The sequence below is a fragment of the Streptomyces sp. A01 genome (genome assembly GCF_059026195.1).
The window spans coordinates 49,772-72,989 of sequence record NZ_JBWLKN010000030.1 but is presented as its reverse complement, the minus strand read 5'-3'; the positions used below and the strand labels follow the sequence as shown (position 1 = coordinate 72,989).

Genomic DNA, 23,218 nt, shown 5'->3' with positions numbered 1-23,218 from the left:
AACGCGCCGGTCAGTGGCGCCCTGTCGCCCAGGCGCGCAGCAGCGCCTCGACGCCGTCCCACAGGGCCTCGACGTCCCCGCGCGCATACCAGTCGGTCTTGAAGTTGACCGTCACCGTGACGCCGTCCTCGTCCTCGTCCCAGAAGGTCGCGATCGAGGCGTCGTGCCATCCCACGGAGATCGGCAGCGGCCGGGTCCCGACACCGGGCAGTCCGACGGTGCCCACCGTCTTGCGCATACCGAGGGGGCGGGCGTTGAAGGTGACGTAGGGGACGCGGGCCTGCCGTCCCACGGCGTCCGGGTCCATCCGGTCGATGAGCACCGGCCAGGGCACATGGCTGTCGTCCAGGGTGATGAGCATCCGCCGGCGGAAGTGCCGCAGATAGTCCGCCGTATCCGGCCAGCTCCCCGGCTCGCTGGTCATGATGGTCTTGCTCGCCAGCCAGCCCGCCGTCTGGTGCAGCTCGGGCAGCTCCCGGTTGGCGGTCGAGAGCGTGGTGGCCACCGACGCGCTGCCGGACAGGGTGGACAGCGAGCGGTGCAGCGCGGCGTGCATGAGGTTCAGGGCGGTCATACGCAGTGGCCTGGCCACCGAGCCCAGGCTCTGGCACAGGTCGAGTGGCAGGCGGTGGCTGAGCCCGTCCTTCTTCTCGTAGCGGACGGGTGAGCGCCCGGTGAAACCGGAGATCGGCATCGCCGGGATCGCCCCGACCCCGGCCAGCCTGGCCGCCAGCCGTTCCAGGGCCTGTTTCCCCTCCGGGGAGTCCATCATCCGGTTCTGCTGCCGGACGTAGTCGGGGTAGGACATGCGCACGGGCGGCAGTTCGGGCCCTGTGCCGCCGCACTCGGCGGCGTACAGCGCCGACAGGTCGCGCATCAGGACGTTGAGCGACCAGCCGTCGCTGACCAGGTGCTCGTTGGAGAGGGCGAAGTACGTCTGTCCGTCCGGCCGGTCCATCACCAGCAGCCGGGCCACCGGGCCCCGCTCCAGGTCGAAGGGGACCTCGCAGGCCGACCGCAGGGCCGCCACATCGGCGTCCTCGGTCCCGGCGGTGGCCATCCGCTGGAGGTCGGTCGGCTCGGCCAGCCCGATGTGCCACACCATCGCGTCCAGGTCGAAGCCGCTGCGCAGCACCGGGTGGCGCCGCTGGAGGGCGTGCCAGGCCCGGTTCATGGCGTCCAGGTCCACGGGTCCGGTGAGGGCGAGCGGAAGGGTGCTGTGGTGGGGGTTGAAGACCCCGCCCTCGGCATCCTCCAGGGTCTGGCCCAGGCGGTGCCGCTGGTTCCAGGAGACCGGCATCGACTCACGCATGGTGCAACTCCCCCACCGCCACCGGCCGCCCGATGGGGGCGCCGTCGTGGGCCCGTAAGCCGCCGTCGGCCCGCAGCGGGCGCAGCAGCTGCTGCTCCGGGTCGCACATCACCTCGACGAGCTCGGGACCTGGGTGCGCCAGCAGCCCGGCGATGTCGGCGTCGAGCGTGGCGGCGCGCTCCAGCCTGCGGTACGGCAGGCCGAACGCCCGGGCCACATCGCGGAAGTTCAGCGGCTCCGGCTCCTGGAGGGCGGGGCCGTCGCACAGGGCTTCCTGGGACTCCCGGATCGAGGCGTACCCGCCGTTGTTCAGCACGAAGACCTTGATGTCCAGGCCGTACTGGCTGACGGTCGCCAGCTCCTGGATGTTGAGCTCGATGGCCCCGTCACCCACCAGGACCAGCACCTGGCCGTCAGGTCTGCTGAACGCCGCGCCCACCGCCATGGGCAGCGCGGCCCCCATGTTGACGAACGCCGCGGAGGTGATCTCGCGCTGCGCGTGGGAGAACTCCAGGGTCTGGCCGGACACGTAGTAGGCGCTTCCGGTGTCGACCACGAAGACATGCCCGGGGCCGGTGTGCGCGTCCAGCCGCTCGACGAAGCGGTAGGAATTGAGGGGCTCCCGCAGCTCACCGCCGGCGATCGTGGGGTGCGCCGCCTTCAGCTCGGCACAGGTGGCCAGCCAGCGCTCGCTCACGACCGGCTCGGCCGGCTCCGCCGAGGCGTCGAGCAGCGCGTCGAGCAGGTCCCGTACGTCCATGCAGACCGGGAAGTCGATGCGCACGCCCTTCTTCTTCAGCTGGGACGGGTCGATGTCCACCGCGACGACCGTCGCGTCGGGGTGGAAGCCGTCGGCGTTCTCCCCGACGAAACCGATCGACAGGCTGGACCCCAGGGAGATGACCAGGTCCGCCTGGGCCATGATCAGACCCGGGTGCAGCCGCCCGCGGATGCCGCCTTGGCCGAACCAGAGCGGCGAGTGGTAGGGCAGCAGGTCATGGCCCAGCCGGGAGGCGACCACCGGCAGCCTCAGCCGCTCGATCAGCGTCCGGAACTGGTCCTCGGCCGCGCCCTGCCGGATGCCCTGGCCCGCGATGACCAGCGGCCGTTCGGCGCAGCGCAGCATGGCCATGAGCTGCCGGGCAGCCTGCCGGGCGCCCGCTGCCCTCGTCTGGCCGGCAGTGGACGGTGCCCCGCGCAGGGCCGCCGGGTCGATCTCGGCCGCCTGCACATCGAGCGGGATGTCCAGCCACACCGGGCCCGGCCGGCCTGAGAGCGCTTCCCCGACCGCCCGGTCCAGATGCGCCCTGATGTCGGACGGGTGCTCCACCACCGCCGCGTACTTGGTCACACTCCGAGCGCTGCTCACCACGCCGAAGCCCTGCACGCCGAACGACCGGGCCTCCTCGTCGATGTGCCGGGTCTCGACCTGGCCGGAGACGACGAGCACCGGCACGCCGTCGGCGTAGGCGTCGACCAGCCCGGCGAGAGCGTTCACCGCGCCGGGGCCACTGGTGACCAGCGCGACCCCCAGGTTGCCGTCGAGCTTGGCGGCGCCGGTGGCCATCAGCGTGGCGGCCGTCTCGTGCCGGGCGCAGACGTTCATCAGTCCGGCGTGCGCGGCGAAGGCCTGGTCGAGATGGATCGACCCGGTGCCGGAGAGTCCGTAGCACGTACGGATACCCACGTCGTGCAGGTAGGAGGCGACATAGTCGGCCACACGTACGGTCATCGCAGCCACCGCGCCACCCGCTGGGCCAGCTTCGGTGCGGTCAGCCCGAAGTGGTCGTAGAGATGACCGGCGGGGCCGATGGGGGCGAACACCTGCGGTATGCCGATCTGCAGGACGGGCACGGGGGTCGTACGCACGACGACCTCCGCGACCGCGCCACCGAGGCCGCCGTTGACCACGTGGTCCTCCGCGACCACGAGCCGGCCCGTCTCGCGCGCCGCCCTGGCGATGGCCTCGGCGTCGATCGGCTCGACGGAGCCCAGGTGCAGGACACGGGCGTCCACCCCGTCCTCGGCGAGGAGGCGGGCCGCCTCCACGAGCCGGGTGGTGAGCAGACCGCTGCCGATCAGGGTGACGTCCCTGCCGTCGCGCGGCTGGGCCGATCCGCCGCAGGCGAAGGTGTGGTCGGCCGGGAACAGCTCGGGGGTGTCGAGCTTGCTGACGATCCTGATGTAGACCGGTCCTTCGTGGGCCAGCGCCTCGTGGAGCGCGGCGACGGTGTCCCGGGGCGTCGCCGGTGCGAAGACCTTCATGCGCGGGATGGCGCGCATCCATGCCAGGTCCTCGACCGCGTGGTGGGTTCCGCCGAGCGCCCCGTAGGCCAGGCCGCTGACGAAGCCGCAGAAGACGACGTCGGCGCCGGTGTACGCGGCGTTCTTGATCTGCTCCAGGGCCCGTGAGGTCATGAAGCAGGACGCGGAGTAGACCAGCGAGCGCAGCCCGCTGTTGGCCAGGCCGATCGAGACGCCGACCAGGTTCTGCTCGGCGATGCCGACGTCGATGAACCGGTCGGGGAACTCGGACTGGAAGCCGAGCGCGGAGTGGGTCTCGGCGGAGTCGTTGTTGACGACGCAGATCCGCTCGTCCTTGCGCGCCAGGTCGAGCAGCTCCGCGGAGAACGCGGTGGCACAGTCAGTCATGGGTGACCTCCTCAAGCTCCTGGAGCGCTTGCTGCAGGAGTTCCGGCGTGATCTGGCGGCTGTGCCACTCAAGGTTGCGTTCCATGAAGGACACGCCCTTGCCCTTGACCGTCGACGCGATGACACAGGTCGGCTTGCCGACGGTGAGCGGCACCGCACGGAACACGTCGAGCAGAGCCGCGACATCGTGCCCGTCGACCGTGCGCACCTCCCAGCCGAACGAGCGCCACTTCTCGTCCAGCGGCTCCAGGGCGTTGATGTCCTCGGTGCTCGCGCCCTTCTGGGCGAGGTTGCGGTCGACCACCACGACGAGGCTGTCGAGGTTCCGGGAGGCCGCGAGCATCGCCGCCTCCCAGTTGCTTCCCTCCTGGAGCTCCCCGTCGCCGGTCAGCACGAAGGTGCGCCGCGTGGAGCCCTGGACACGGGCGCCGAGCGCGGAGCCGACACCGAGGGAGAGGCCGTGGCCGAGCGAGCCGGTGTTGAACTCGACTCCCGGCACCCGGGTGGAGACCACGGTGCTCAGGCGGGAGCCGGCGCCGCCGAAGGTCGCCAGCTCCTCTTCCGGCAGGAGCCCCTTGAGCGCCAGCACGCTGTACATGGCCGCGGAGGCGTGGGCCTTGCTGAGGACGAACCGGTCCCGGTCGGCGTCGTCGGGCCCGCCTCGCAGGACACCGAAGTAGAGGCTGCACAGGATGTCCATGGCGGAGAGGTCCGCGCCGATGTGACCGGTCTTGGCAGTGCTGACCGTGGTCAGTGCGAGCGCCCGTGCGCGCGCCGCCTGGCGGCGCACCGTGGCCGCGTCTTGCAACAACACTATGTCCCTTTCTGGTTCATGCCTGACGTCTGTTGCCTGATGAGACGTCAGGTCGCGTGCTGAGGAGTACGGCTGTCAGACGCCCATCTGCTGCCACTCGTCGAGCCGCTGGAGGTCGAAGACGTCCTTGACCTCGGAGATGCTGTCCTCCAGGTGGGCGGAGTGGCCGGTCTCGTAGATCGACTGGAAGGTGTCGCGCAGTGAGGTGATCGTGGCGCGCAGCCCCTGGTTCGCGTAGATGACGGCCGAGACGCCCGCCTTCCGGGCATCGTCCGCGTGCCAGTCGGGGTAGGTGGTGGGCACCACGACGACGGGCAGCCGGTCGTCCCAGCGGCCGAGGAACTCAAGAACCTGGTCCTTGGTCTTCTGCTTCGAGTGGACGAGCACCGCGTCCGCGCCCGCGTCGGCGTAGGCGGTGCACCGCTTGAGCGCCTCGTCGACACCGAGTCCGCTGATCATGGCCTCCGTGCGGGCGATGACGAAGAAGTCCTCGTTCCGCTGAGCCTTCTTCGCCGTCTCTATCTTGTGGGCGAAGGCGCTCACGCCCAGCAGGGTGTGATCGGCGGCGGCGAAGCTGTTCATCTTCGGGAAGATCTTGTCTTCGATGCTCACGGCGGTGATGCCCGCGCTCTCGTACTCGGCCACCATGTAGGCGACGTTCATGCTGTTCCCGAATCCGGTGTCGCAGTCGGCGACGACCGGCACGGACAGCGCCTTTTGGATGTTGGCGGCGGCCTCCAGATAGTCGGTCATGCTCAGGAGGCTGGCGTCGGGGAGGCAGCGCGCCGCGGAGATCTCGAAGCTCGATGCCCACACCGCCTGGAAGCCGCTCTGCTGGGCGATGAGGCCGCCCAGGGAGGAATGGGCACCGGCGACCTTGGTGAGGGGGTTGTCGGCCAGGACCTGCCGGAATGACGGGTAGCTATTGTGGATCATGGGGTTGACTCCTCTGGCGTGACGGCATCAACGGATGCCGCCGGGTCCGGTGGGGTGTCTCGGATGAAGGCCCGCCCGGCGGCCAAGCCGGTGACGAGGAACAACGCGGCCAGGATCAGCCAGCCGGTGGCTCCGAGGCTCATCGTGAGCACGGTGACAACAGCGGGGCCCAGGAACTGCTGGAGGCCTCGCGCGAGATGGAATACGCCTTGGTACTCGCCCATACGGCCGGGGGGCGGCAGGGCGAAGGCCAGTCCCCAGCTGCCCGCTGCCTGGGCCAGTTCGCCCAGCGTGAGCACGATCAGCGAGGGCACCAGGAGCATCGTGGCCCAGACCGCTCCTCTGCCCCCGGCCAGCGCGAACAGGACGCAGGCGACCGCCAGCAGCGCTCCTGCCCGGACGAGCAGCCGCCCCGAGCCGCTCACGGTTTCCGATCCCCTGCTCGCGGCGACCTGGAAGAGCACCACCAGGATCGCGTTCAGCGAGATCAGCACGGCCGTCAGGGCGCCGGGGGCGCCGGTGCGGTGGACGATCCACAACGGCATGCCCACCGTGAGGACCGGCAGATAGAACTCCAGCACGCCGCTGAGGCCGGTCGCGAGCAGAAAGCGCCGGTCCTTGATGGCGGCCCAGGACCGTTTGGCGGGCGCCGCCGGGGCGGGCTCCGTACCGGCCCGCGGGCGCAGCCGGACGGCGATGACAGCGCAGCTCAGCTGGAGTACCGCGTTCGCCGTGGTGACCGCGATGAAGGCGGAGCGACTGCCGGAGGCCAGTGCCAGGCCCGCCATGGCCGCCCCGACGGTGAAGCCGAGATTGAAGAGGCTGCGCATCTGGGCGCGCACCCCCGCCGCCTTGGCGCTGCCGAACAGGGCGTGGATCAGGGCGCCGCGCAGTGGGCTGGCTCCTGTTTCACACACCCCGATGAGGGCCGCGACCAGAGCGAACTCGGCCACGTTGCTGACAAAGGGGTAGACGAAGTACAGGGGGCCGAGCAGCACGTAGTTGATGACCAGCGGAACGCGGGGCCCGAAGCGGTCGGCGATCCGGCCGGCCGGCATCGAGCAGAGAAAACCGCAGAGCCCCGCGACCGTCATGGCGAAGGCCAGTTGGCCGGTGGTGAATCCCGCGGTCTGGGTGAAGAAGACCGCGCTGGAGGTGAGGAAGAGACCGGTGCCGAGCGACTGAGCGAACATCAGGACGGCCATCCGGCGAGCCGCGCCGGGCTCGGGGACCAGGTCGCGCACGATACCGAGGGGTGTGGTGGGAAATCCGGGCAGGGGGTTCTTGGGCATGGGGGTTCCCCCGTTCGCAGCGGAAGGTCGACGGATCAGCAGCCCGCGAAGAGTTCGCCGGCGGTACGCGCGACGGGCTGCCCGTCGGTCTCGAACTCGAAGCTGAGCAGTTCGACCACCTGTGCCACCAGTGCGGTCATGGCCGCGTGGTCGGGGGCCTCGCCGCAGGTCAGGTCGAGGAACTTGGTGGCCGGTCCACCTTCCACGGTGCCTCCGGGGCGCACCGAGGGACGGTAGAGACTGATGCCGGGCAATGCTCTGACCTTGGCCGCACCGGTGATGCGCCGCAGGGTGCAGCGCTCGGTGGGGGCCGGCGTGCTGAGCTGGAAGCAGACCCGGTCCGGCCGTACCCGCTCCGGCCGGACGTTGCGGTCCAGAGCGATCTCACCCGCCAGCGCGATCAGGTCCAATCCGGCCGCCCGGTGGGCGAGTTCTGCCTGATGACCGCCGAGCCGCCCGTTGACCTCGATGACGCGCGGGCCTTCCGCCGTCATCTTGATCTCGGTGTGCGCCAGTCCCCGGGTCAGCCCGAGGGCACGTACGGCCCGGTCCGCCAGAGAGGTGACCGCGGTGGCCTCCTCGTCCGGCAGATGCGACGGCCAGAACTGCCCGGTCTCCCGGAAGGGCGGCACCAGCGGGAACTTGCCGGTTACGGCGTAGTGGGACACCCCGTCGCGGCAGACAGCGCTCTCCACCGACACATAGTCCCCGTAGGGGTGCGAGTCCGCGCCGCGCAGCAACTCCTCGACGATCAGGGCGGATTCGGCGGCGAGCAGTGCGGTGACGATCCGTCGGCCGCTGCTCTCGTCGTCGATACGGACCGTGCTCCGGCTGCCCTCGCCCCGGGCGGGCTTGACGACCACGGGCAGTCCGGTGTGGCGGACCGCGTGGTCCCAGTCGCCCGGTGCGGTGAGCGTGTACGTGCGGACCATGTCCACACCGGCCTCGCGCAGTCGGCGGCGCTGGGCGGATTTGTCGGTCAGCAGCTCCACGGTCTCGGCGCTGTGGAACGGCAGGGACAGCGACTCGCCAAGCAGAGCCGTGTGCCCCAGCATCCGCTCGCTGAAGGTGACGAGGCCGCGCGCACCCCGGTCCCGTAGCAGCCGGACGACGGTGGCGTGACCCGCCGCCAACTCCAGTACCTCGGCACCGCCCTCCTCGAATAGCGGGCGGACCGCTGCCGCGTGCTGAGAGGGGGAGAGGACGATGACCACCGGGGCGACGGCCCGAAGTCCACGCAGGACTTCCTGCGGTGACGCGGCGCCGTGATCGTATAAGACGGCGATGGCCATGGATCAGACGTGCTCGAAGAGCGCCGGATTGTCCACGGCTTGCGCGAGCTGTCTGATGGTGCTTCTACGGAGAACTCCGGAACGCGGCATGGCCAGGCCCGCGTCGATCGCGCGGGTCGCGATCGTCAGTGCCAGGAGTGAATCACCGCCGAGGTCGAAGAAATCGGCGTCGATATCGGTTACGGGCTCACCGAGAGCTTCTTCCCAGAGGCGGGAAAGCGTCTCGACAACGCTGTCGTTTAAGTCGCCTAAGTCGTTCAAGAGGTCCGGTCCTTTCACATCCACGCCCGTACGCGTGGTACACGCCAGTACAGGAGTACGACCAGATCGATGGAGTATGCACTTTTTTGCTCAGACTACCGGTCAGGTTCGATCCGGCAATGACCACGAGGGGCGTCTACCGTGGCCCAAGTAAGTATGCGAGAGAGAGTTGCGCCCTATCTCTGTACGGCAGCCAAGAAACGCGCCCTCCCCCAAGGACTCCTGCGAGCCTCTACAACTCGCCGCTCATGCACGGGCCTTGTCGTTTGTGCAGTTGGCCGATCAGATGCAATCGATTCACTGCACGGTAACCCGAACGCCACTGATCCAATCACACGACAAGATACCGAGGCAATGTGACCCAGGACACGGTATATGACAATTTGACGACCTGCCGGGGCGCCCGCCCCCAAGCGCCCTCATGGAATCCCCGGCTCCGCGCCGGCAGCCCGGCCGGACAGAGACCCCCGCATGGCCATCACCCAGCAACTCACAAGCCCGAGAGGCTATATGGGCAGGCCGAGCGGCTCGGCACCCCTGCCATACGCAGGGAACCGGCGTCAAGAGACGCAGATCACGTGAATCCTGAGCGAACGCAAGCCTCGCGCACGGGCGTTGGTAATACCAGGAGGCGCTCCAGCGCGGAGTTCCCCAGCCGCCGGCTCGCGTGGGGGTTGTCACCGAGGGCGGAGCGCGCGTTGCCCAACGCCTGTGATTCTGTAGGGATATGACTGAACGCTTTTCTCCCGGACAGGTCATCGTCCGTCGCGAGCTTCTCGACAGCAGGCCCTGGTTGACCTACGCGGTCCGCGTGGTCGAAGACCGCGATGACGTGCTGGCCGTATACATGGCTCAGGGCACGCCGATGACGTTCGGTACCGGGGACTTCACGTGGGGCCCTCATCCGTGGCAAGCCATCGCCGACAGGTGGCAGTCGCCCGGAGTGCTCCAACTCCAGCGCCCGGGCGACATGTACGCGGTATGGGTGTTCTGGAGCGAGGACCGGTCCCGGCATGACTGGTATATCAACTTCCAGCAGCCGTTCCGCAGGACGACGCACGGGATCGACACACTGGACCTGGAACTCGACATCTGGGTCCCCGGAAACGGAGGTCCCTATCGGTGGAAGGACGTCGAGCACTTCGAGGAACGGGCTGCCGCGGGTGGTTTCGCGGACGGCGAGGCGGAACTCGTCAGGGGGGCAGCGCAAGCACTGGTGGCCGACCTGGACCGCGGGCAGGCGTGGTGGGACACGACATGGGCGCAGTGGAGCCCCGATGAGACGTGGGACGTTCCCCATGCGGTGCCGTACGCGCTCGCCGAGTCGGTGCGTCCGCTGACGTCGGTCACGAACTGACCGAGTCCCCCCATAGCCCGGTGCGGCGCCTGACCAGGGCAGCCGCCGGTCAGGCGCCCTCCGCGCAGGCGCCCTAATACTGCAAGGTTCTTTGCGTGATGGTGGGTCAGTACTTCGCGGGGTCTGTCCGCGTCGCTTGTAGTGGCTGATGCGGGCTTGCTGTTGTCGTCTGCGGCGCCAGGTCGACCAGTGGAGGATGTGGTCGATCGCCGGTGGGCCGGCGGTGGGTGAGACGGGATACCAGGCGCCGGATTCCGGCGAGGCCGAGGTGGATGAGCCGGGAGGTTCCGTTTCTGCGTCTTCCTCGTCCAGCTCCCTGGCCCGCAGGACGGTCAGGCAGGCGTGGGTGGCCATGGCCAGAGTCACACCACCAAGGTCCCCCCATGACTAGACCAACGACGAACCTGGCCACCACTCACGCAAAGAACCGTTGCAGTACCAGGATCGGGCTAAGCGACCGCTTAGTCGCTTCCGGTGTAGTCCCACCGGCAGCGTCAGGAGAGAGGCAGGAAGCCTGCGCCGATCATCGATGCGTGGATGCAGCACCCCACACTCCGTCACTCCAACCACGAGATGTTCGAGTCGTTGCGCCGGTGGACGGGGCGGGGGCTGCTGGAGGAGCCGTTTCCGGTCAAGGCCACGGTGGACGCGATGACCGCGGCCGATGTCGAGGTCGGGCTGTCGGCGGCCTGGTACGGGCCCCAAGGGCCACTGATCAGCAATGACGAAGTGGCTGAGTTCGTCGCCCAGTCCGAGGGACGGCTGCGCGGAGTGGCCGGTGCGGACCTGACCCGGCCGGTCCAAGCCGTGCGGGAACTGCGCCGTGCCGTGCAGGAACTCGGCTTCGTGGCCCTTCGGATCGTGCCCTGGCTGTGGCAGCTCCCGCCCACCGACCGGCTGTACTACCCGCTGTACGCCGCCTGCGTCGACCTCGGCATCCCCTTCTGCACCCAGGTCGGGCACACCGGCCCGCTGCGCCCGTCCGAGACCGGTCGCCCCATTCCCTACATCGACCAGATCGCTCTCGACTTTCCCGAGCTGACCATCGTGTGCGGACACATCGGCTACCCGTGGACCACGGAAATGATCGCGGTGGCCGACAAACACGCCAACGTCTACATCGACACCAGCGCCTACACCGCCCGCCGCTACCCGCGCGAGCTGGCCGACCACCTCCGGGGCCGGGGCCGTAGCAAGGTGTTGTTCGGCACGAACTACCCCATGATCGCCCCTGTGCGGGCGCTGGAACATCTCGGTGAACTGGGCCTGGACGAGGAGGCCACCGCGCTGTCTCTGTCCGGCAACGCACGACAGGTCTTCAGCCTCTGACCGCACCGGGTCAGCGCCGGGGCCGGATGAGGATCACCGCGAGGTGGAGACGTGATCGCCTCGGCCGTCAGGCGGTCTTCACCAGTCCGTCGTCGATCCGGATGTCGCTCCCGGCGATGCTGGCCGCATGGCCGGAGAGCAGAAAGGCGACCAGGGCGCCGATGTGATCCGGTTCGGCGATGTGCCCGGTCGACAGCCGGAACCGGGTGGGCATATGCTTCACGACCTCCTCCTGCGGTACGCCGAACGCCGCGGCGAGGATCGCTCCGGGCCCGTTCGGGTCCCTTAAGCGCGGGATGTTGATGGGGCCGGGTGAGACGGTCAGGGCGCGTACGCCCTGGGGGCCGAACTCCTCGTCCAGCGCCTTGGTCAGCGCGTTGAGTGCCGCCTTGGCCGCCCCGTAGTCGACCGTCGTGGGGGCCGGTACGCGGGCGGCGGTTGAGGAGATGTTGACGATCGCGCCCCGGCGCCGTACCAGATGGGGCAGCGCGGCCCGGACGACGCGTACGGTGCTGTAGAAGTTGATGTCGAGCGTCCGCTGCCAGTCGGCGTCGTCCAGGGCGAGGAACCCGCCCATGGTGTGGGTGTCCTTGCCGCCCACGTTGTTGACGACGAAGTCGAGGCCGCCGAGCGTGTCGACGGCCGTCTCGATGACATCGCGCGGCCCGTCGGGCGTGCTGACATCGCACACGACCGGGACGGCGCCGGAGTCCCTGAGCGCGGGAGTGATCGTACGGGCGCAGCCGACCACCCGCACACCCTCGGCCAGCAGGGCCTTGGTGATGGCGAGTCCGGTGCCCTGGCTGGCTCCTGTGACGACGGCGGTCGTGTCCGCGAGCTGAAGATCCATAGCTTTTGGTGCACTTTCTACGAAGCCTCCGCAAAGGGCCTTCACGGGGCGAATAGCGGATAGGCAGGCAGAATGTACCCGTACGTGTTCATTCTCAACCGCTGCGTACACCCACGCGCCCCAGGCGCGCGTGGGTGCCCGCGCAATGGGGAGCGCGCCGCCGCACACGTGCTGCCCGCGCCGGGCGCGTAGCCGGTGGTAGTCGGGAACGGCCCCCGAAACCCGGGCCATCGAAGCTCCTTGGTCATGCCGCACAGGCGATATGGGAGCGCGCGTGCGCGGCTGCGTTCGTCGGCATGAAGGACTCGGCATGAAGGATCGCGACGGCGCTTTGATCAGCGCGCGGTGCGAGGAGGGCGGCGTCCGGCCGCCTGGTCGCCGAGGTGACCGGGCGGGCCGGCCCCCGGCAACCCGGCGCGGCGCGGCGGCTGGCTGCTGCGCGTGAACTGGGACACTACGCGCCTCGCTGTCCCGGAGCGCGATCTGCGGCGGGTGGACCCCGCCGGGCCCGCGGGCCCGGCCTGGGCCGGGCCCAGCGAGACCGTATGAGTGTCGGACGCGCCCTGGTTCCCCCAGCACGGCCCCAGTATGTGCGGTATATACCCCTAGCCACCCTGGTCTCCGCCGGGCACAGGGGGTGAAATTCGCTACTTCGCGCTCAACTCCAGTCCGTATGCCAGATGCGCCTCGGATTCACCACCGACCGCCCCAAGGCCCCCGGTTGTCGATGGATCAAGGTCGGTAGGACCTGCAGCAGGCTGAGTCGGAAAGCCAGGAGTGCTGCCGAGAGCGGCGCCTCTGGAGCGATGGAAGGGGCAGTATGAGGATCAGAAAGACGGGCTGGTACGACAAGGGGGAAGCAGGCCTGCCTCCGTCGATGTCACAACTGGCGTCCAGGGGCCCTTACGCGGACGGCTGGTTCGCCCTGGCCGCGAGCCACGAGCTGACGCGGGGAAAGGTTCTCACCCGGCGGCTGATGGGCGAGGACGTGGTGCTGTACCGCTCGGCCGGCGGGCGGGTCCGCGCGACGGAGGCGCACTGTCCGCACATGGGAGCCCACATCGGCTACGGCGGAACGGTGTGTGGCGAGGACATCGTCTGCCCCTTCCACAACTTCCAGTTCGGCCCGGACGGGGCGTGTGTGAGGACGGGGTACGACACCCCGCCGCCCAAGGCCCGGCTGGCCACGATGGCGTGCTCCGAGGTCGAGGGTCTGGTCTTCGTGTGGCGGCATGCGCTGGGCAAGCCTCCGTCATGGGAGATCGACACCCGGTCGCCGGTGGGCTTCTCCAAGCCGTACAGCACGGTCCGCGCGCTGGTGGAGTACCCGCAGGACGTCATCGAGAACATCGTGGACCACGGACACTTCCTGCCGACCCACGGCATCCGGGCCGAGGTCATCGAAGAGCCCTGGTTCGACGGCGTCCGCATGGGAACCACCTACCGTTTCCACCAGGCCAAGAACAGCAAGGACCCGGCGCGGGTGTCCTCGGTCGCGCCGAAGGTGAAGGTCGTCGTCCAGGGCATCGGCGTCGGTTACACCGAGGTCGAGGTGGACCAGCTCGGCCTTCAGATGCGTACCAGGTTCTGCGCCACCCCTGTGGACTCCGCACATGTGGACCTGCGCCTGACGGCCAGCGCGCGGCTCACCAAGCTCGGCGACGGCAAGGCCGCCAAGCCCCTGGCCGAGCTGGCCGCCAGGACCCTCACCTGGCTGTTCTGGTACGACACCAGGAAGGACTTTCCCATCTGGGAGCACCGGCGATACGCCCAGCAGCCCCGCCTGGCCAAGGGGGACGGGCCGGTCATGAAGTTCCGGCGCTGGGCGGACCAGTTCTACAGCGCGCCGGACAGCGACGACGCGGCGGATCACGGCGAGCAGTTGACGGCTGACCGTTGACAGCTGAGGAGCGCGGCGGGGCGAGCACACGCCCCCAGCCAGCACTTGGTCGGAGATACCAGCCCCCGGCGCGGGCGGCCATGACGCGGCAGACCGAGCGAAATCCCTGAGCAACGAAGGGCGTACCACCATGAGCGTGTGGAATCGACGCGAGTCCGACCCGATGCGCACGGCCCCGCCGTCGCCGGAGCGGCAAGAACCCCGACTGCCCTACCCTGATGGCTGGTTCGCGCTGGCCACGAGCGACGAGGTCAAGCCGGGAAAGGTGCTGAATCGCCGGCTGATGGGCCAGGACGTCGTCCTCTACCGCACAACCAGCGGAAGACTGAGCGCTGTCCGGCCGTTCTGCCCGCACCTTGGGGCGCACCTGGGCCACGGTGGGACGGTAAGTGGGGACAACATCGTCTGCCCCTTCCACAACTTCCAGTTCGGCCCGGACGGGGCGTGCGTCAAGACCGGATACGGCACGCCCGCGCCCAAAGCCCGCCTGACCACACTGGAGTTCCGCGAAGTCGACGACCTCGTCTTCGTGTGGAACCACGCCGAAGGGAAGGCCCCCCAGTGGGAGGTCAGGGGGCTACTGAACCCGGGCTTCCCCAAGCCCCACTGCACCCCGCGTGCGCTGCTGGCCCACCCCCAGGACGTCATGGAGAACTTCGTGGACGTCGGGCACTTCGGCCCGCTGCACGGGCTCGCCCTCCAGGTCATGGGAGAACCACTGCTTGAAGGACACCAGTTGTCGGTCGCGTACCGGCTCGGCCCGGCCGGCGAGCGATCGGGAAAGCGGTACTCCACACTGCCGACGGTGCGCTTCACCATGGAAGGGCTCAGCACCATCAGGGTAGAAGCTGACGACATGAAGTTCGGCTTCGACCTGCGCGCCCGGATCTGTGTGACGCCCGTGGACATCGGCCGCAGCGATCTGCGGGTGTCGGTCGCCCTGCGTCCTACGGGGCCGGGCCGCGGGAGAGCCGCGAGAACGGTGGCCGCCCTGGCTCCCAAGCTGTTCGCACGGGCGGCTGCCGCCGACACCAAGAGGGACGCCGCCATCTGGGCGCACAGCACCTATCTGGAGCGTCCGCGGCTCGCGAAGGGTGACGGGCCGATCATGCCGTTCCGGCGCTGGGCGGGGCAGTTCTACAGCGTGTCGGAGCAAGCGCCCGTGAGCGGCCGGTATCCGCACCGGGCCACTCCGCACACGACCGGGGAAACAGAGCTCACCCTCTGATCCATACGCACAGCCTGGCCAGGACCACCGACTTCCTGGTCCGCCACCCGGAGCGCTGGGCTCAGGAGCGGCGTCCGCGCAGTGTCCGCCAGGCGTCACCGGCCGCGTCCGCGGTCCGCAGCCACCAGCCGTGCGCGGTGTTCCACACCGTGGCCAGCAGCCATCGCCACTTGAACCACAGCGGAAGTTTCCGAAACGGCACGAACGCCAGGGTGTCGTCGATGGCGTTCTCGGCGAAGCCGCCGGGGCCCTCGGCGCGCAGCGCCGCGTACAGCTCTGGCGTCAGCTCGCGGTTGAGCCGTGCTGCGGTGCCGACCGCGGTGAAGGCGAACTGGCGCTGAGTGGCGTCCGGCAGCCGTATCGCCCTGATGATCCGAGGCGACGCCTCGGCCAGCGGGCACATGCAGGCCAGCCCGATCATCGCCGTACCGAGGTGCCGCTCGCCGCGCCCGAACGCGGCGTCCACCGCGGCGGGGTCGTCGATGTGCGACAGGCCCTCGCCGCTTTCCCAGTCGTACGCGGACGTCATACCGCACTTTCGTCTTGTCACCCGGGGCACGGCGGGGGCGGGAGCACCCGCTGTTTCTGGACGTGGGGGGGGGCGGCGGACCCGATGGTGCTGGTGCGGGTTGTTGGTGTGAGGTGGCCTCTTCTCCGTCAGTGGCATCATCGCGGCGTGAACGCAGTCCGCGCCGTGTCCGCCGGTGAGCTGCCCCACCAGATCAGCGCCGAGCGCGTCCCACACCCGACTCTCGCAGCGCCGCGCGATCACAAACGCTGGAAGCAACTGACCCGCCGGACCCACCGCCGCGACCGCCTGCCCGACACCTACCGGGCCATCGCCGGCCTCGTCTCCGACCGCACCACCCAAGCCTGAACGGCAGTCCTCAAGCGGGCAAGCACGCCTCACCCGCTATCACGCACCAACTCGTAAGAAGAAGACCAAAGCGTTGAGGGAAGCTAACCTACGAACTTGTGACCCGGGTTCACCAGCTCGCCGGCGCGGCCGGTTCCACCGCGTCGGACGCGACGTACGCCGCGTACTACGCGTCGATCGCTCAGGCCGACGAGAGCAGCGACGGCACCGTCCGGCACCGGCTTCGTCCGGAGGTCGGTGACGGCACGATCGAGGTGACGTCGTTGCGGAGCGGGTTCCACATCGTCCGCTACGACGTCGCTTTCGCCGGAGGGCACCAGGTCGGGTACACCTTTCCGGGCGACCACTTCGAGCTGGAGCACTGCGTCGACGGGCGCATGCACATCAGCGAGGCCGGCGTCGGCGCCGGTGACCTGCACGCCGGATCGGTGGCGCTGAGCCCCCGGTGCGCCACCGACGGTGTCGTCGCACACGGCGACGGCGAGCGGTACCGAGCGGTGTCGATCACCGGGACCTGGACCGGGCTGGAATCCTACCTCGGGGGTCTCGGTGCGGACGCCCTACCTGCCACCGGGCCGGAGAACGTCGCGCGCGAGCGGTATCTGGGCCGGTCCGCCGCATTGCACCCGGTGGCCGGTCCGCTGGAGGAGATCTTCGTGCACCGGCGCTCGTCCCCGGGGCGCCCGCTGTTCATGGAATCGCGGCTCGTGGCGGCGCTGGCCGCACTGATCGACGGGCTCACGGTCACGCCGCCGCCCGCAGACGCCCGGGACCTTGCCCTGGACGATCACGAGGTGGCCGCGTTGCGCCGCGTCCCCGAGCTGCTCTGGCAGCAACGCCACGCGCCGCCGACGCTGGCCGATCTGGCCCGCGCGTCATCAATGTCGGTCAGGCGCCTCACCACCGGGTTCCGCGCGCTGTACGGGACACCGGTGATGGAGTACCACCGACGTCGCTGCCTCGACCGGGCCGCAGCTCTGCTCGTCGAGACCGACTGGCCGGTGGCCCGGATCGGGCACGAGGTCGGCTACGCCTCGCCCAGCAATTTCGGCTATGCCTTCCGGCGCGACCGGGGAACTGCTCCCGCCCAGTTCAGGCGGGCGCACTCCTGACGCCCGCCGGGGAAAGCACCGCGCTCCACATCCTCGGGTCCATCGCTCCACACCGCAGCGCGGCCCCGGCGCCGACGATGTGACACGTAGCGGTCGCACCGGCCGCCACGTCGTCGCTCGACGACACCGGCGTGCCCGTCACCCAGAGGTTCCACGCCGCGCCGACCCGGGTCGTCGTGATCAGGCAGGACCGGGTCGAGACGATGATCGACTTCGGCCTCACCGGTCGGATCGGGATCTCAGCTCCTTCTTCACCGGCGTCCGCGACCGACGTCCGCACCAGCGGCATCACCGACCGCACCGACGCCTGCGTCGCCGAGGAGCAGCCGCGTCTCGACCGGTATCTCTCACAGCAGACATCCTCGGATGGAGACCGATGAACGTCAGTATCGATTCCGCGGCCCTTCGGACCGGAACGGGGCGACTCACCATCGTCCTTGGTGGACTCTCGGCGATATCGCCGTTCGCCACCGACATGTACGCGCCTGGCTTCCCTGAGATCGTCACCTCGTTGGGAACCTCGGGAACGGCCGTCCAACTGTCCCTGACGGCCTGCCTCGTCGGGCTCGCCGTCGGTCAGATCGTACTCGGCCCGGTCAGTGACGCGCTGGGGCGACGACGCTTGCTTATGGCTGGTTCGGGCATGTTCACTGTGTTGTCCCTGGTCTGCGCGCTCGCCCCGTCCATCGGCGTGTTCCACATCGCCCGACTGCTGCAAGGGATCGCCGGCAGCGCGGGGCTTGTCATCGGACGGGCGGTCATCGGCGACCGGTTCACCGGCGCCCACGCGGCCCGCCAACTCTCCACGCTGAGTGTGATCGGGATGACCGCGCCGGTTCTGGCGCCGGTCGTCGGAGGCCTCATTCTCGGCGTCGGCTCATGGCGTCTGGTGTTCGTGGCGCTGGCCGTGGCCGGGCTGTTGTTGCTGACCGCGGTCTGGGCGTGGGTTCCCGAATCGCTGCCCGTCGAGCGGCGCCGGACCGGAGGTGTGCGGGCAGTACTCGCCGCGATGGGCGGATTGCTTCGGCGTCGCGAACTGGTCGGCTATCTGCTCGTCATGGGTTGCGGACTAGGCGCCCTGTTCGCCTACATCACCGGCTCGCCCTTCGTCTTCCAAAGCGTCTACGACTTGTCACCCACCGGTTACAGCCTCGTCTTCGCCACGAACGCCGTCGGCACCGTCGTGGCCGGTGCGACCTTCGGACGGCTGGTCGAGCGCGTACGTCTCAACTCCCTGCTCGTCATCGGCGTGGCCATCACCGTAGCCTGCATGATCATCCTGGTGACCCTGCTCGCAGTCGGCATCAGCACGTTCCCAGCCACATGGGCCTGCCTGTTCGGCGTGACGTTCGGGTTCGGAATAGTGCTGCCCGCGTCGACCGCCATCATCCTCGCGGTCGGTAGTGACGCCCCCGGAGCCGCTTCCGGCGTGCTCGGCGGCGCCCAGTTCGCGCTCGGCGCCGCGGCCGCACCGCTACCCGGCGTTCTGGGTGATACCACCGCCATGTCGACGGCCGTCGTGGTACTGGGCTTTGTTCTCCTCTCTGCGGTAGCGCTGATCACACTCGCCCGACCGTGGCAGGGCCATGGCGAGCCAGTCGGCCAGCACTGAGTTCGCAGGCTCTACGCAGCGGACCGGGGACGGCACGGTCACCCTCACAGCGATCCGGCTGTGGCACCGCTCACGACCCGCTGCTCATGTCCCCCCGCCGGAAGACGTCAGCAGGAGGCGCGTTCGAGGATGAGCGCGCGGAGATGGGCCAGGCTCCGCTCGGCCAAGGGACGCAGGGCCGGAGCAACGGCGCGGGCGTCGGCCTGCAGCTTGGCCGTCGCGTCGGGGCCGAGGGCCTCCACGGCCTCGGCGGTGAAGGACGGCTCGGCGAGCCAGTCGTCCAGCAGGGCCGGGGTGACCTCCAGATGGAACTGAAGCCCCCAGGCCGCCGGTCCCGCACGGAATGCCTGACACTCGGTGGTACCTGTGCGGGCCAGGACCCGGGTGTCGTCACCTGGAACGATGCGGTCTCCGTGCCAGTGGAGCACGCCAGGAGCGTCGGCCAAGGGACCGACGACGGGGTCGGTACGGTCCACGTCGCGCAGCGGGGACCAGCCGATCTCAACCGGTTGACCGAGCTCCGTGCCGGGCCGCACGCCAAGGCCGTGAGCGCGGGCGAGGAGCTGAGCGCCCAGGCACACGCCCAGCGTCGGGACCTGCGCCCGCAGCGCATCGGCCAGCAGGTCCCGCTCAAGCTTCAGCCCGGGATAGCCGGTCAGGTCGTCGGCATTCATGGGGCCGCCCATGACGACCAGGCCCGCCAGGTCGGACACTGGCGGCAGATCGTGCGCCGCGGCGCCGGGAGCTTCGAGCAGGTTCCGGGTGACGATGTCCAAGCCACTGCCATCCAGCGCGTCCAGGATCATGCCGGGCTTCTCGACATCGATGTGCTGAAGGACCAGGACGGTACGCGCGGGCATGGAGTGGCTCTTCCAGAGGCGAGGAATCAGGCAGGCTCGTCAACCGTAACGCGGCGGGTCAGGCCCGCTTCAGCCGGGGCTGACCCACCCGACAAGGCCTAGTAAGCGGTGAGTCGCAATGCGGCCTTCCCGGCCCCTTCCACTCGTACCCACCCCATGACTGACCAGGTGTTCGGGGGCGCTTCGCCAACGCCCTCCAGTCTCAGCCGGCGTGAAGGACCCGAAAGCGATCGGGTTCCGCCGGATCTCGATCAACGACTTGGACTGACGTCCAGGCCCATTGCCAAACGCTGATGCCTGGTGTGCGGGAGAACTGGATCAACCCGCGCGTGCCTTCGACGGCGACGCGTGGCCAGGATGCGGCAACGCGCGCCCGGTCCGCGCCGTGAGAACGCAGCACATCGGCGAGGACGGCGACCGTGTCGTAGCCCTCGAAGGCGACGAAGGAGGGCGCTTCGCCCAGCCGCTCGCGGAGGGCCGTCTCGACTCGGGCACCGAGTGGGCTGAGTCGCTCGGGCAGGTAGCGCAAGAACGGGACCGCTGAGCCGTCGTCGCCCAGCAACGCCGCCCATTCGGCGAACTCCGGTTGCCCGGCCGGAGCACCGATCATGAGTGCGGCGAGGCGCTGGTCGCCGCGGACAGCCGTGACGATCGGCACTGCCGGCTCCGGGTGGCCGACCAGAAGAAGGAGGGCTGTCGCGCGATGGTCGACGAGTGCGTCGCACACGGCCGTGGGGGCGAGCGCGGCTACGTCCAGTTCGATGACGGTGCCGCCGCGCGGAGCGAGGTAGTCCCGCAGAATGCGGGTCCCAGATGCCCAGTAGACGCTCGGCTGGGCTGCTACGGCGATGCGACGGTGACCCGCGCCGAGGAGGAAGTCCGCGTAGATCCGCCAGCCGTGGGACTGTGCCGGGCAGAGGCGCGCGACCCATTCCGTCGGCTGTTCGGTGAGCGCGTCGATAACCGCCGACGAGCAGAGGAACGGCAGGCCGAGGGCGTCGGCCCTGGCGGCAGCGGCGCGAGCGACGACGCTGTGATACTCCCCCGCCAAGGCAGCCACGCCCAGGCGAGCCAGTTCGTCGACGGCCGCCGCGGCCCTCTGTGGATCAGCCGCGGTGTCCCGGACCACCAGCTTGAGTGGTCTTCCGACGATCCCGCCGGCGTCATTGACTTCGCCAACGGCCAGTTCGAGTCCAGCGAGCAAGTGCTGGCCTGCCTCGACCCAGCCAGGCCGAGTCAGCGGAACGAGAGCGCCGATCTGGACGGATGAGCCGTCAGTCGGCTCCGCTCCAGGTGGCGATGGTGGCGTATGCATGCGTTGGCGTCTCCCGAGTGGCGATTCGGTTGCCGTGTGGCCGGATCGCAGAGTGGCAAGGCCCGGTAGTACGCGTTCGTCCCATCTCGCCGTGGCGAGCGCACCCGGGTGATCACGCCGGACATTGCATCCACCACCACGCCGACAGGCAACCGATTATTTGTTCGCCGCGCTGCCAGGCTTGACTTCCTGCACGGAAGAGCCCTTCCGTGGTATCGGCCCCGGGAACCGTGTTCAATCTCAGCGTCGGCCACGCGTTCCCTTGAGCCCCGAGGCGGGGTATCCGCCGTGCCCGGACATGGCCCCCTCGGACTCCCCGGCAAGGGCCGTGACTGTCTCAGTCGCAGGCAAACCCGCAGGATCGACCCCAGTCGCAACGCCACCGCATCAGTGCAGACACGCCGGGGAGGCCGACCCAGCGCCAGCGGAGTCGGACGGTGGCTGAGGCCGTCGGTGTCACCGGTTGCGTGGGGTGACCAGGCCGGATTCGTAGGCAAGGACCACCAGTTGGGCACGGTCGCGGGCGTGGAGCTTGGCCATGGCCCGGTTGATGTGGGTCTTCGCGGTCAGTGGGCTGATCACCATCTGGTCGGCCTGATCGTTGGAGAAGCCCTGCGCGACAGGGCGACGGCCTCGCGTTCGCGGCTGGTCAGCTCTTCCAGCTCCGTGGCGGCGCCAGGGTGGAGGGCTGGGTGACGTACCGGTTGATCAGCTTGCGGGTGATCGACGGGGCGAGCAGCGCGTCGCCGTGTGCGGCGACGCGCACGGAGTGGAGGAAGTCCTCAGGCACGATGTCTTTGACGAGGAATCCGGCGGCGCCGGCGCGCAGGGCGTCGAAGACGTATTCGTCCAGGCCGCAGTTGGTCAGGATGACGACGTGTACCCCGGCCAGGCTCGGGTCTGCGGCGATGAGCCGGGTCGCCTTGATGCCGTCGATGACCGGCATCTGGATGTCGATGAGCGCAATGTCGGGCAGGTGTTCTCTGGCGAGGGCCAGGCCCTCGCGCCCGTCGGCGGCCTCGGCCACCACCTCCAGCGCGACCAGACAAAGGGCGGCCACGGAGAATCACTCCGAGGACCGCCACGCCACCGAGGCCCAGCTGACCGCCGCGCTCCAGGCACAGGACGCACTGTGTGGCGAGCTGGCGACGACCCGCGATCTCCTTCGTGCGGCACAGCAGGACACGCGGATGGCCCAGGCCCGGGAGGCGGAAGCACTCAGGACGGTGGAGGCCGCACGCAAGGCCCTGCAGGACGCGCAGGCCGTCAACGAGGGCCTGCTGCAGGTCATCGGGAGTAGCGACCTCGGCCAGGTTCTCAACGACGCGGAGCAGCGGGACCTGGCGGAGTGCGAAGTGGAGGCCGCCGAGGAACTGCTGGACGAACAGGCCTGAGAGATTGCCTGGCTGCGCTCCCAGCTCGCGGCCACCGACCGGCCAGTCGCCGCCCCTGACGCCCATGAAGCCGTCCCGGCCTCGTGGGAAGAACTCGTCGAACGGGGCCGCTGCGGAGCTGCCCCGGGTGGTCCTGGGCGACGTCCTGGCCACGTGTCAGCCGCTGCGCGGCCACACCGCCGAGGCCACTTGGCGGCAGCGGATCTGGGAGGCACTGCGCGCGCTCGACGCGTACGCCCACTCGAAGGCCGACCGCGGCGCCGAAGCGCTGCCGCACCTGACCGCCTACCGATTCTGGACAGACGCCCCCATCCCGCTTCCCCAGGAGTCGGTACTCGGCCAACGAATCGCAGTTGGTGCTGCACACGCCGAGGCTGCGCGATGAACGCGTGCTCCCCGTCCCGCAGGACGTACACCCCGCCGGACGCGTCCTCATAACCGAGCACATCAGGATCGGTTCGGGCAAGCCCCCGGCGCCCCGCCTGCACCTGTATGACAACACTGCCGGGAACGGGCGCATCTATGTGGGCCACGTCGGCGGGCACCCGCGGAACTCGCGGACCAACTGAACCCCCTGGGCCGGGTTGTAGGGACTCGAATTTCGTGTCGGAAACTCACGGCTGGTGCCGGATGGACGTCGGATCTGACGTGGCGCTGAGACGCGCCGGTCGCGCCTGTACCTCGTTCGCGTTGAGACGCCGACGCCTGGAAGGCCAAGCCGCCGCGCCGGGAACAACCGGTCCTGTCGGCGCTGTTGCATCGACCGAGGCGCCGAAGCCGCACGGGTGGGGGATACGGAGACCACAGGGTCGTCCGCCCGCCAGG

Annotated in this window: 21 protein-coding genes and 2 pseudogenes; 10 read left to right on the top strand and 13 right to left on the bottom strand. The window is 69.3% G+C overall.

The genetic code is table 11. The features are described from left to right. Positions 1–10: 10 nt before the first annotated feature. The 8 genes from AC5P1B_RS30080 to AC5P1B_RS30045 form a co-directional block, all read right to left on the bottom strand. Complete coding sequence (locus AC5P1B_RS30080) at positions 11–1,312, bottom strand: condensation domain-containing protein (protein ID WP_493891128.1); 1,302 nt, start codon at positions 1,310–1,312, stop codon at positions 11–13. Then, on the bottom strand, positions 1,305–3,044 hold the full coding sequence (locus tag AC5P1B_RS30075) for a thiamine pyrophosphate-binding protein (RefSeq protein WP_493891127.1): 1,740 nt from the start codon (positions 3,042–3,044) through the stop codon (positions 1,305–1,307). Before AC5P1B_RS30075 ends, AC5P1B_RS30080 begins: the two co-directional genes overlap by 8 nt. Beyond that, entirely contained in the window at positions 3,041–3,964 is a 924-nt protein-coding gene (locus AC5P1B_RS30070; protein ID WP_493891126.1) for a transketolase family protein, read from the bottom strand. The genes AC5P1B_RS30075 and AC5P1B_RS30070 overlap by 4 nt, the downstream gene beginning before the upstream one ends. Continuing rightward, on the bottom strand, positions 3,957–4,778 hold the full coding sequence (locus AC5P1B_RS30065; protein ID WP_493891125.1) for a transketolase: 822 nt from the start codon (positions 4,776–4,778) through the stop codon (positions 3,957–3,959). Before AC5P1B_RS30065 ends, AC5P1B_RS30070 begins: the two co-directional genes overlap by 8 nt. 75 nt (positions 4,779–4,853) lie before the next feature. After that, positions 4,854–5,714 carry an isocitrate lyase/phosphoenolpyruvate mutase family protein gene (locus AC5P1B_RS30060; protein WP_493891124.1) on the bottom strand — a complete coding sequence of 287 codons (861 nt, stop codon included), beginning with the start codon at positions 5,712–5,714 and terminating at the stop codon, positions 4,854–4,856. Further along, positions 5,711–7,006, bottom strand: coding sequence for an MFS transporter (locus AC5P1B_RS30055; protein WP_493891123.1), 1,296 nt, complete (start codon positions 7,004–7,006; stop codon positions 5,711–5,713). Before AC5P1B_RS30055 ends, AC5P1B_RS30060 begins: the two co-directional genes overlap by 4 nt. 35 nt (positions 7,007–7,041) lie before the next feature. Beyond that, positions 7,042–8,298, bottom strand: a complete 1,257-nt coding sequence (locus tag AC5P1B_RS30050; protein ID WP_493891121.1) for an ATP-grasp domain-containing protein — start codon at positions 8,296–8,298, stop codon at positions 7,042–7,044. Positions 8,299–8,301: 3 nt separating this feature from the next. Continuing rightward, positions 8,302–8,559 (bottom strand): phosphopantetheine-binding protein, encoded by a 258-nt coding sequence (locus AC5P1B_RS30045; protein ID WP_493891120.1) that lies wholly within the window; start codon positions 8,557–8,559, stop codon positions 8,302–8,304. Between the two features lie 727 nt (positions 8,560–9,286). Between AC5P1B_RS30045 and AC5P1B_RS30040 the strand changes: the two genes are divergently transcribed. Next, a complete protein-coding gene (locus AC5P1B_RS30040; RefSeq protein WP_493891119.1) occupies positions 9,287–9,916 on the top strand; it encodes a ribonuclease FAU-1 family protein in 630 nt (209 codons plus the stop codon). Positions 9,917–10,453: 537 nt separating this feature from the next. Then, a complete protein-coding gene (locus AC5P1B_RS30035; protein WP_493891118.1) occupies positions 10,454–11,245 on the top strand; it encodes an amidohydrolase family protein in 792 nt (263 codons plus the stop codon). Positions 11,246–11,312: 67 nt separating this feature from the next. On the opposite strand, the gene AC5P1B_RS30030 is transcribed toward AC5P1B_RS30035, so the two are convergent. Next, the gene (locus tag AC5P1B_RS30030) at positions 11,313–12,095 is read right to left on the bottom strand and encodes an SDR family oxidoreductase (RefSeq protein ID WP_493891117.1); all 783 of its coding nucleotides are present in this window, start codon (positions 12,093–12,095) and stop codon (positions 11,313–11,315) included. Positions 12,096–12,915: 820 nt separating this feature from the next. On the opposite strand from AC5P1B_RS30030, the gene AC5P1B_RS30025 reads away from it, so the two are divergent. Together AC5P1B_RS30025 and AC5P1B_RS30020 are read left to right on the top strand one after the other, a co-directional pair. Beyond that, the gene (locus tag AC5P1B_RS30025) at positions 12,916–13,995 is read left to right on the top strand and encodes a Rieske 2Fe-2S domain-containing protein (RefSeq protein WP_493891115.1); all 1,080 of its coding nucleotides are present in this window, start codon (positions 12,916–12,918) and stop codon (positions 13,993–13,995) included. A 130-nt stretch (positions 13,996–14,125) separates the two neighbouring features. Next, positions 14,126–15,223: a Rieske 2Fe-2S domain-containing protein gene (locus tag AC5P1B_RS30020; RefSeq protein WP_493891113.1), complete on the top strand. Its 1,098-nt coding sequence runs from the start codon at positions 14,126–14,128 to the stop codon at positions 15,221–15,223. 61 nt (positions 15,224–15,284) lie between these two features. On the opposite strand, the gene AC5P1B_RS30015 is transcribed toward AC5P1B_RS30020, so the two are convergent. Continuing rightward, a complete protein-coding gene (locus tag AC5P1B_RS30015; RefSeq protein WP_493891112.1) occupies positions 15,285–15,752 on the bottom strand; it encodes a hypothetical protein in 468 nt (155 codons plus the stop codon). A gap of 237 nt (positions 15,753–15,989) precedes the next feature. On the opposite strand from AC5P1B_RS30015, the pseudogene AC5P1B_RS30010 reads away from it, so the two are divergent. The 4 genes and pseudogenes from AC5P1B_RS30010 to AC5P1B_RS29995 form a co-directional block, all read left to right on the top strand. After that, a pseudogene (locus tag AC5P1B_RS30010) lies at positions 15,990–16,100 on the top strand (transposase family protein); the annotation flags it as partial. 98 nt (positions 16,101–16,198) lie between these two features. Then, positions 16,199–17,212, top strand: coding sequence for a helix-turn-helix transcriptional regulator (locus tag AC5P1B_RS30005; RefSeq protein WP_493891111.1), 1,014 nt, complete (start codon positions 16,199–16,201; stop codon positions 17,210–17,212). A gap of 131 nt (positions 17,213–17,343) precedes the next feature. Continuing rightward, positions 17,344–17,592: a hypothetical protein gene (locus AC5P1B_RS30000; RefSeq protein ID WP_493891109.1), complete on the top strand. Its 249-nt coding sequence runs from the start codon at positions 17,344–17,346 to the stop codon at positions 17,590–17,592. Next, a complete protein-coding gene (locus AC5P1B_RS29995) occupies positions 17,589–18,824 on the top strand; it encodes a multidrug effflux MFS transporter (RefSeq protein ID WP_493891108.1) in 1,236 nt (411 codons plus the stop codon). Before AC5P1B_RS30000 ends, AC5P1B_RS29995 begins: the two co-directional genes overlap by 4 nt. Before the next feature lie 107 nt (positions 18,825–18,931). Here AC5P1B_RS29995 and AC5P1B_RS29990 read toward each other — a convergent pair whose 3' ends face one another. The 3 genes and pseudogenes from AC5P1B_RS29990 to AC5P1B_RS29980 form a co-directional block, all read right to left on the bottom strand. Further along, a complete protein-coding gene (locus tag AC5P1B_RS29990; protein WP_493891107.1) occupies positions 18,932–19,684 on the bottom strand; it encodes a type 1 glutamine amidotransferase in 753 nt (250 codons plus the stop codon). A gap of 202 nt (positions 19,685–19,886) precedes the next feature. Continuing rightward, entirely contained in the window at positions 19,887–20,999 is a 1,113-nt protein-coding gene (locus AC5P1B_RS29985; protein WP_493891106.1) for an ABC transporter substrate-binding protein, read from the bottom strand. Between the two features lie 456 nt (positions 21,000–21,455). Then, positions 21,456–22,035 (bottom strand): annotated as a pseudogene (locus tag AC5P1B_RS29980) (response regulator); the annotation flags it as partial. Between the two features lie 154 nt (positions 22,036–22,189). On the opposite strand from AC5P1B_RS29980, the gene AC5P1B_RS29975 reads away from it, so the two are divergent. Further along, positions 22,190–22,393 carry a hypothetical protein gene (locus tag AC5P1B_RS29975; RefSeq protein ID WP_493891105.1) on the top strand — a complete coding sequence of 68 codons (204 nt, stop codon included), beginning with the start codon at positions 22,190–22,192 and terminating at the stop codon, positions 22,391–22,393. 64 nt (positions 22,394–22,457) lie between these two features. Next, positions 22,458–22,778 carry a hypothetical protein gene (locus tag AC5P1B_RS29970; protein ID WP_493891104.1) on the top strand — a complete coding sequence of 107 codons (321 nt, stop codon included), beginning with the start codon at positions 22,458–22,460 and terminating at the stop codon, positions 22,776–22,778. Positions 22,779–23,218: the final 440 nt, after the last annotated feature.

What these genes read in the sequence shown, in the direction of transcription:
- AC5P1B_RS30030 (WP_493891117.1), bottom strand. Translation starts at nt 12,095, where the DNA reads ATGGATCTTCAGCTCGCGGACACGACCGCCGTCGTCACAGGAGCCAGC.
- AC5P1B_RS30020 (WP_493891113.1), top strand. Translation starts at nt 14,126, where the DNA reads ATGAGCGTGTGGAATCGACGCGAGTCCGACCCGATGCGCACGGCCCCG.
- AC5P1B_RS30080 (WP_493891128.1), bottom strand. Translation starts at nt 1,312, where the DNA reads ATGCGTGAGTCGATGCCGGTCTCCTGGAACCAGCGGCACCGCCTGGGC.
- AC5P1B_RS30060 (WP_493891124.1), bottom strand. Translation starts at nt 5,714, where the DNA reads ATGATCCACAATAGCTACCCGTCATTCCGGCAGGTCCTGGCCGACAAC.
- AC5P1B_RS30035 (WP_493891118.1), top strand. Translation starts at nt 10,454, where the DNA reads ATGCAGCACCCCACACTCCGTCACTCCAACCACGAGATGTTCGAGTCG.
- AC5P1B_RS30050 (WP_493891121.1), bottom strand. Translation starts at nt 8,298, where the DNA reads ATGGCCATCGCCGTCTTATACGATCACGGCGCCGCGTCACCGCAGGAA.
- AC5P1B_RS30015 (WP_493891112.1), bottom strand. Translation starts at nt 15,752, where the DNA reads ATGACGTCCGCGTACGACTGGGAAAGCGGCGAGGGCCTGTCGCACATC.
- AC5P1B_RS30075 (WP_493891127.1), bottom strand. Translation starts at nt 3,044, where the DNA reads ATGACCGTACGTGTGGCCGACTATGTCGCCTCCTACCTGCACGACGTG.
- AC5P1B_RS30055 (WP_493891123.1), bottom strand. Translation starts at nt 7,006, where the DNA reads ATGCCCAAGAACCCCCTGCCCGGATTTCCCACCACACCCCTCGGTATC.
- AC5P1B_RS29975 (WP_493891105.1), top strand. Translation starts at nt 22,190, where the DNA reads ATGGCCCAGGCCCGGGAGGCGGAAGCACTCAGGACGGTGGAGGCCGCA.
- AC5P1B_RS30070 (WP_493891126.1), bottom strand. Translation starts at nt 3,964, where the DNA reads ATGACTGACTGTGCCACCGCGTTCTCCGCGGAGCTGCTCGACCTGGCG.
- AC5P1B_RS30025 (WP_493891115.1), top strand. Translation starts at nt 12,916, where the DNA reads ATGAGGATCAGAAAGACGGGCTGGTACGACAAGGGGGAAGCAGGCCTG.
- AC5P1B_RS29990 (WP_493891107.1), bottom strand. Translation starts at nt 19,684, where the DNA reads ATGCCCGCGCGTACCGTCCTGGTCCTTCAGCACATCGATGTCGAGAAG.
- AC5P1B_RS30040 (WP_493891119.1), top strand. Translation starts at nt 9,287, where the DNA reads ATGACTGAACGCTTTTCTCCCGGACAGGTCATCGTCCGTCGCGAGCTT.
- AC5P1B_RS29970 (WP_493891104.1), top strand. Translation starts at nt 22,458, where the DNA reads ATGAAGCCGTCCCGGCCTCGTGGGAAGAACTCGTCGAACGGGGCCGCT.
- AC5P1B_RS29985 (WP_493891106.1), bottom strand. Translation starts at nt 20,999, where the DNA reads ATGCATACGCCACCATCGCCACCTGGAGCGGAGCCGACTGACGGCTCA.
- AC5P1B_RS29995 (WP_493891108.1), top strand. Translation starts at nt 17,589, where the DNA reads ATGAACGTCAGTATCGATTCCGCGGCCCTTCGGACCGGAACGGGGCGA.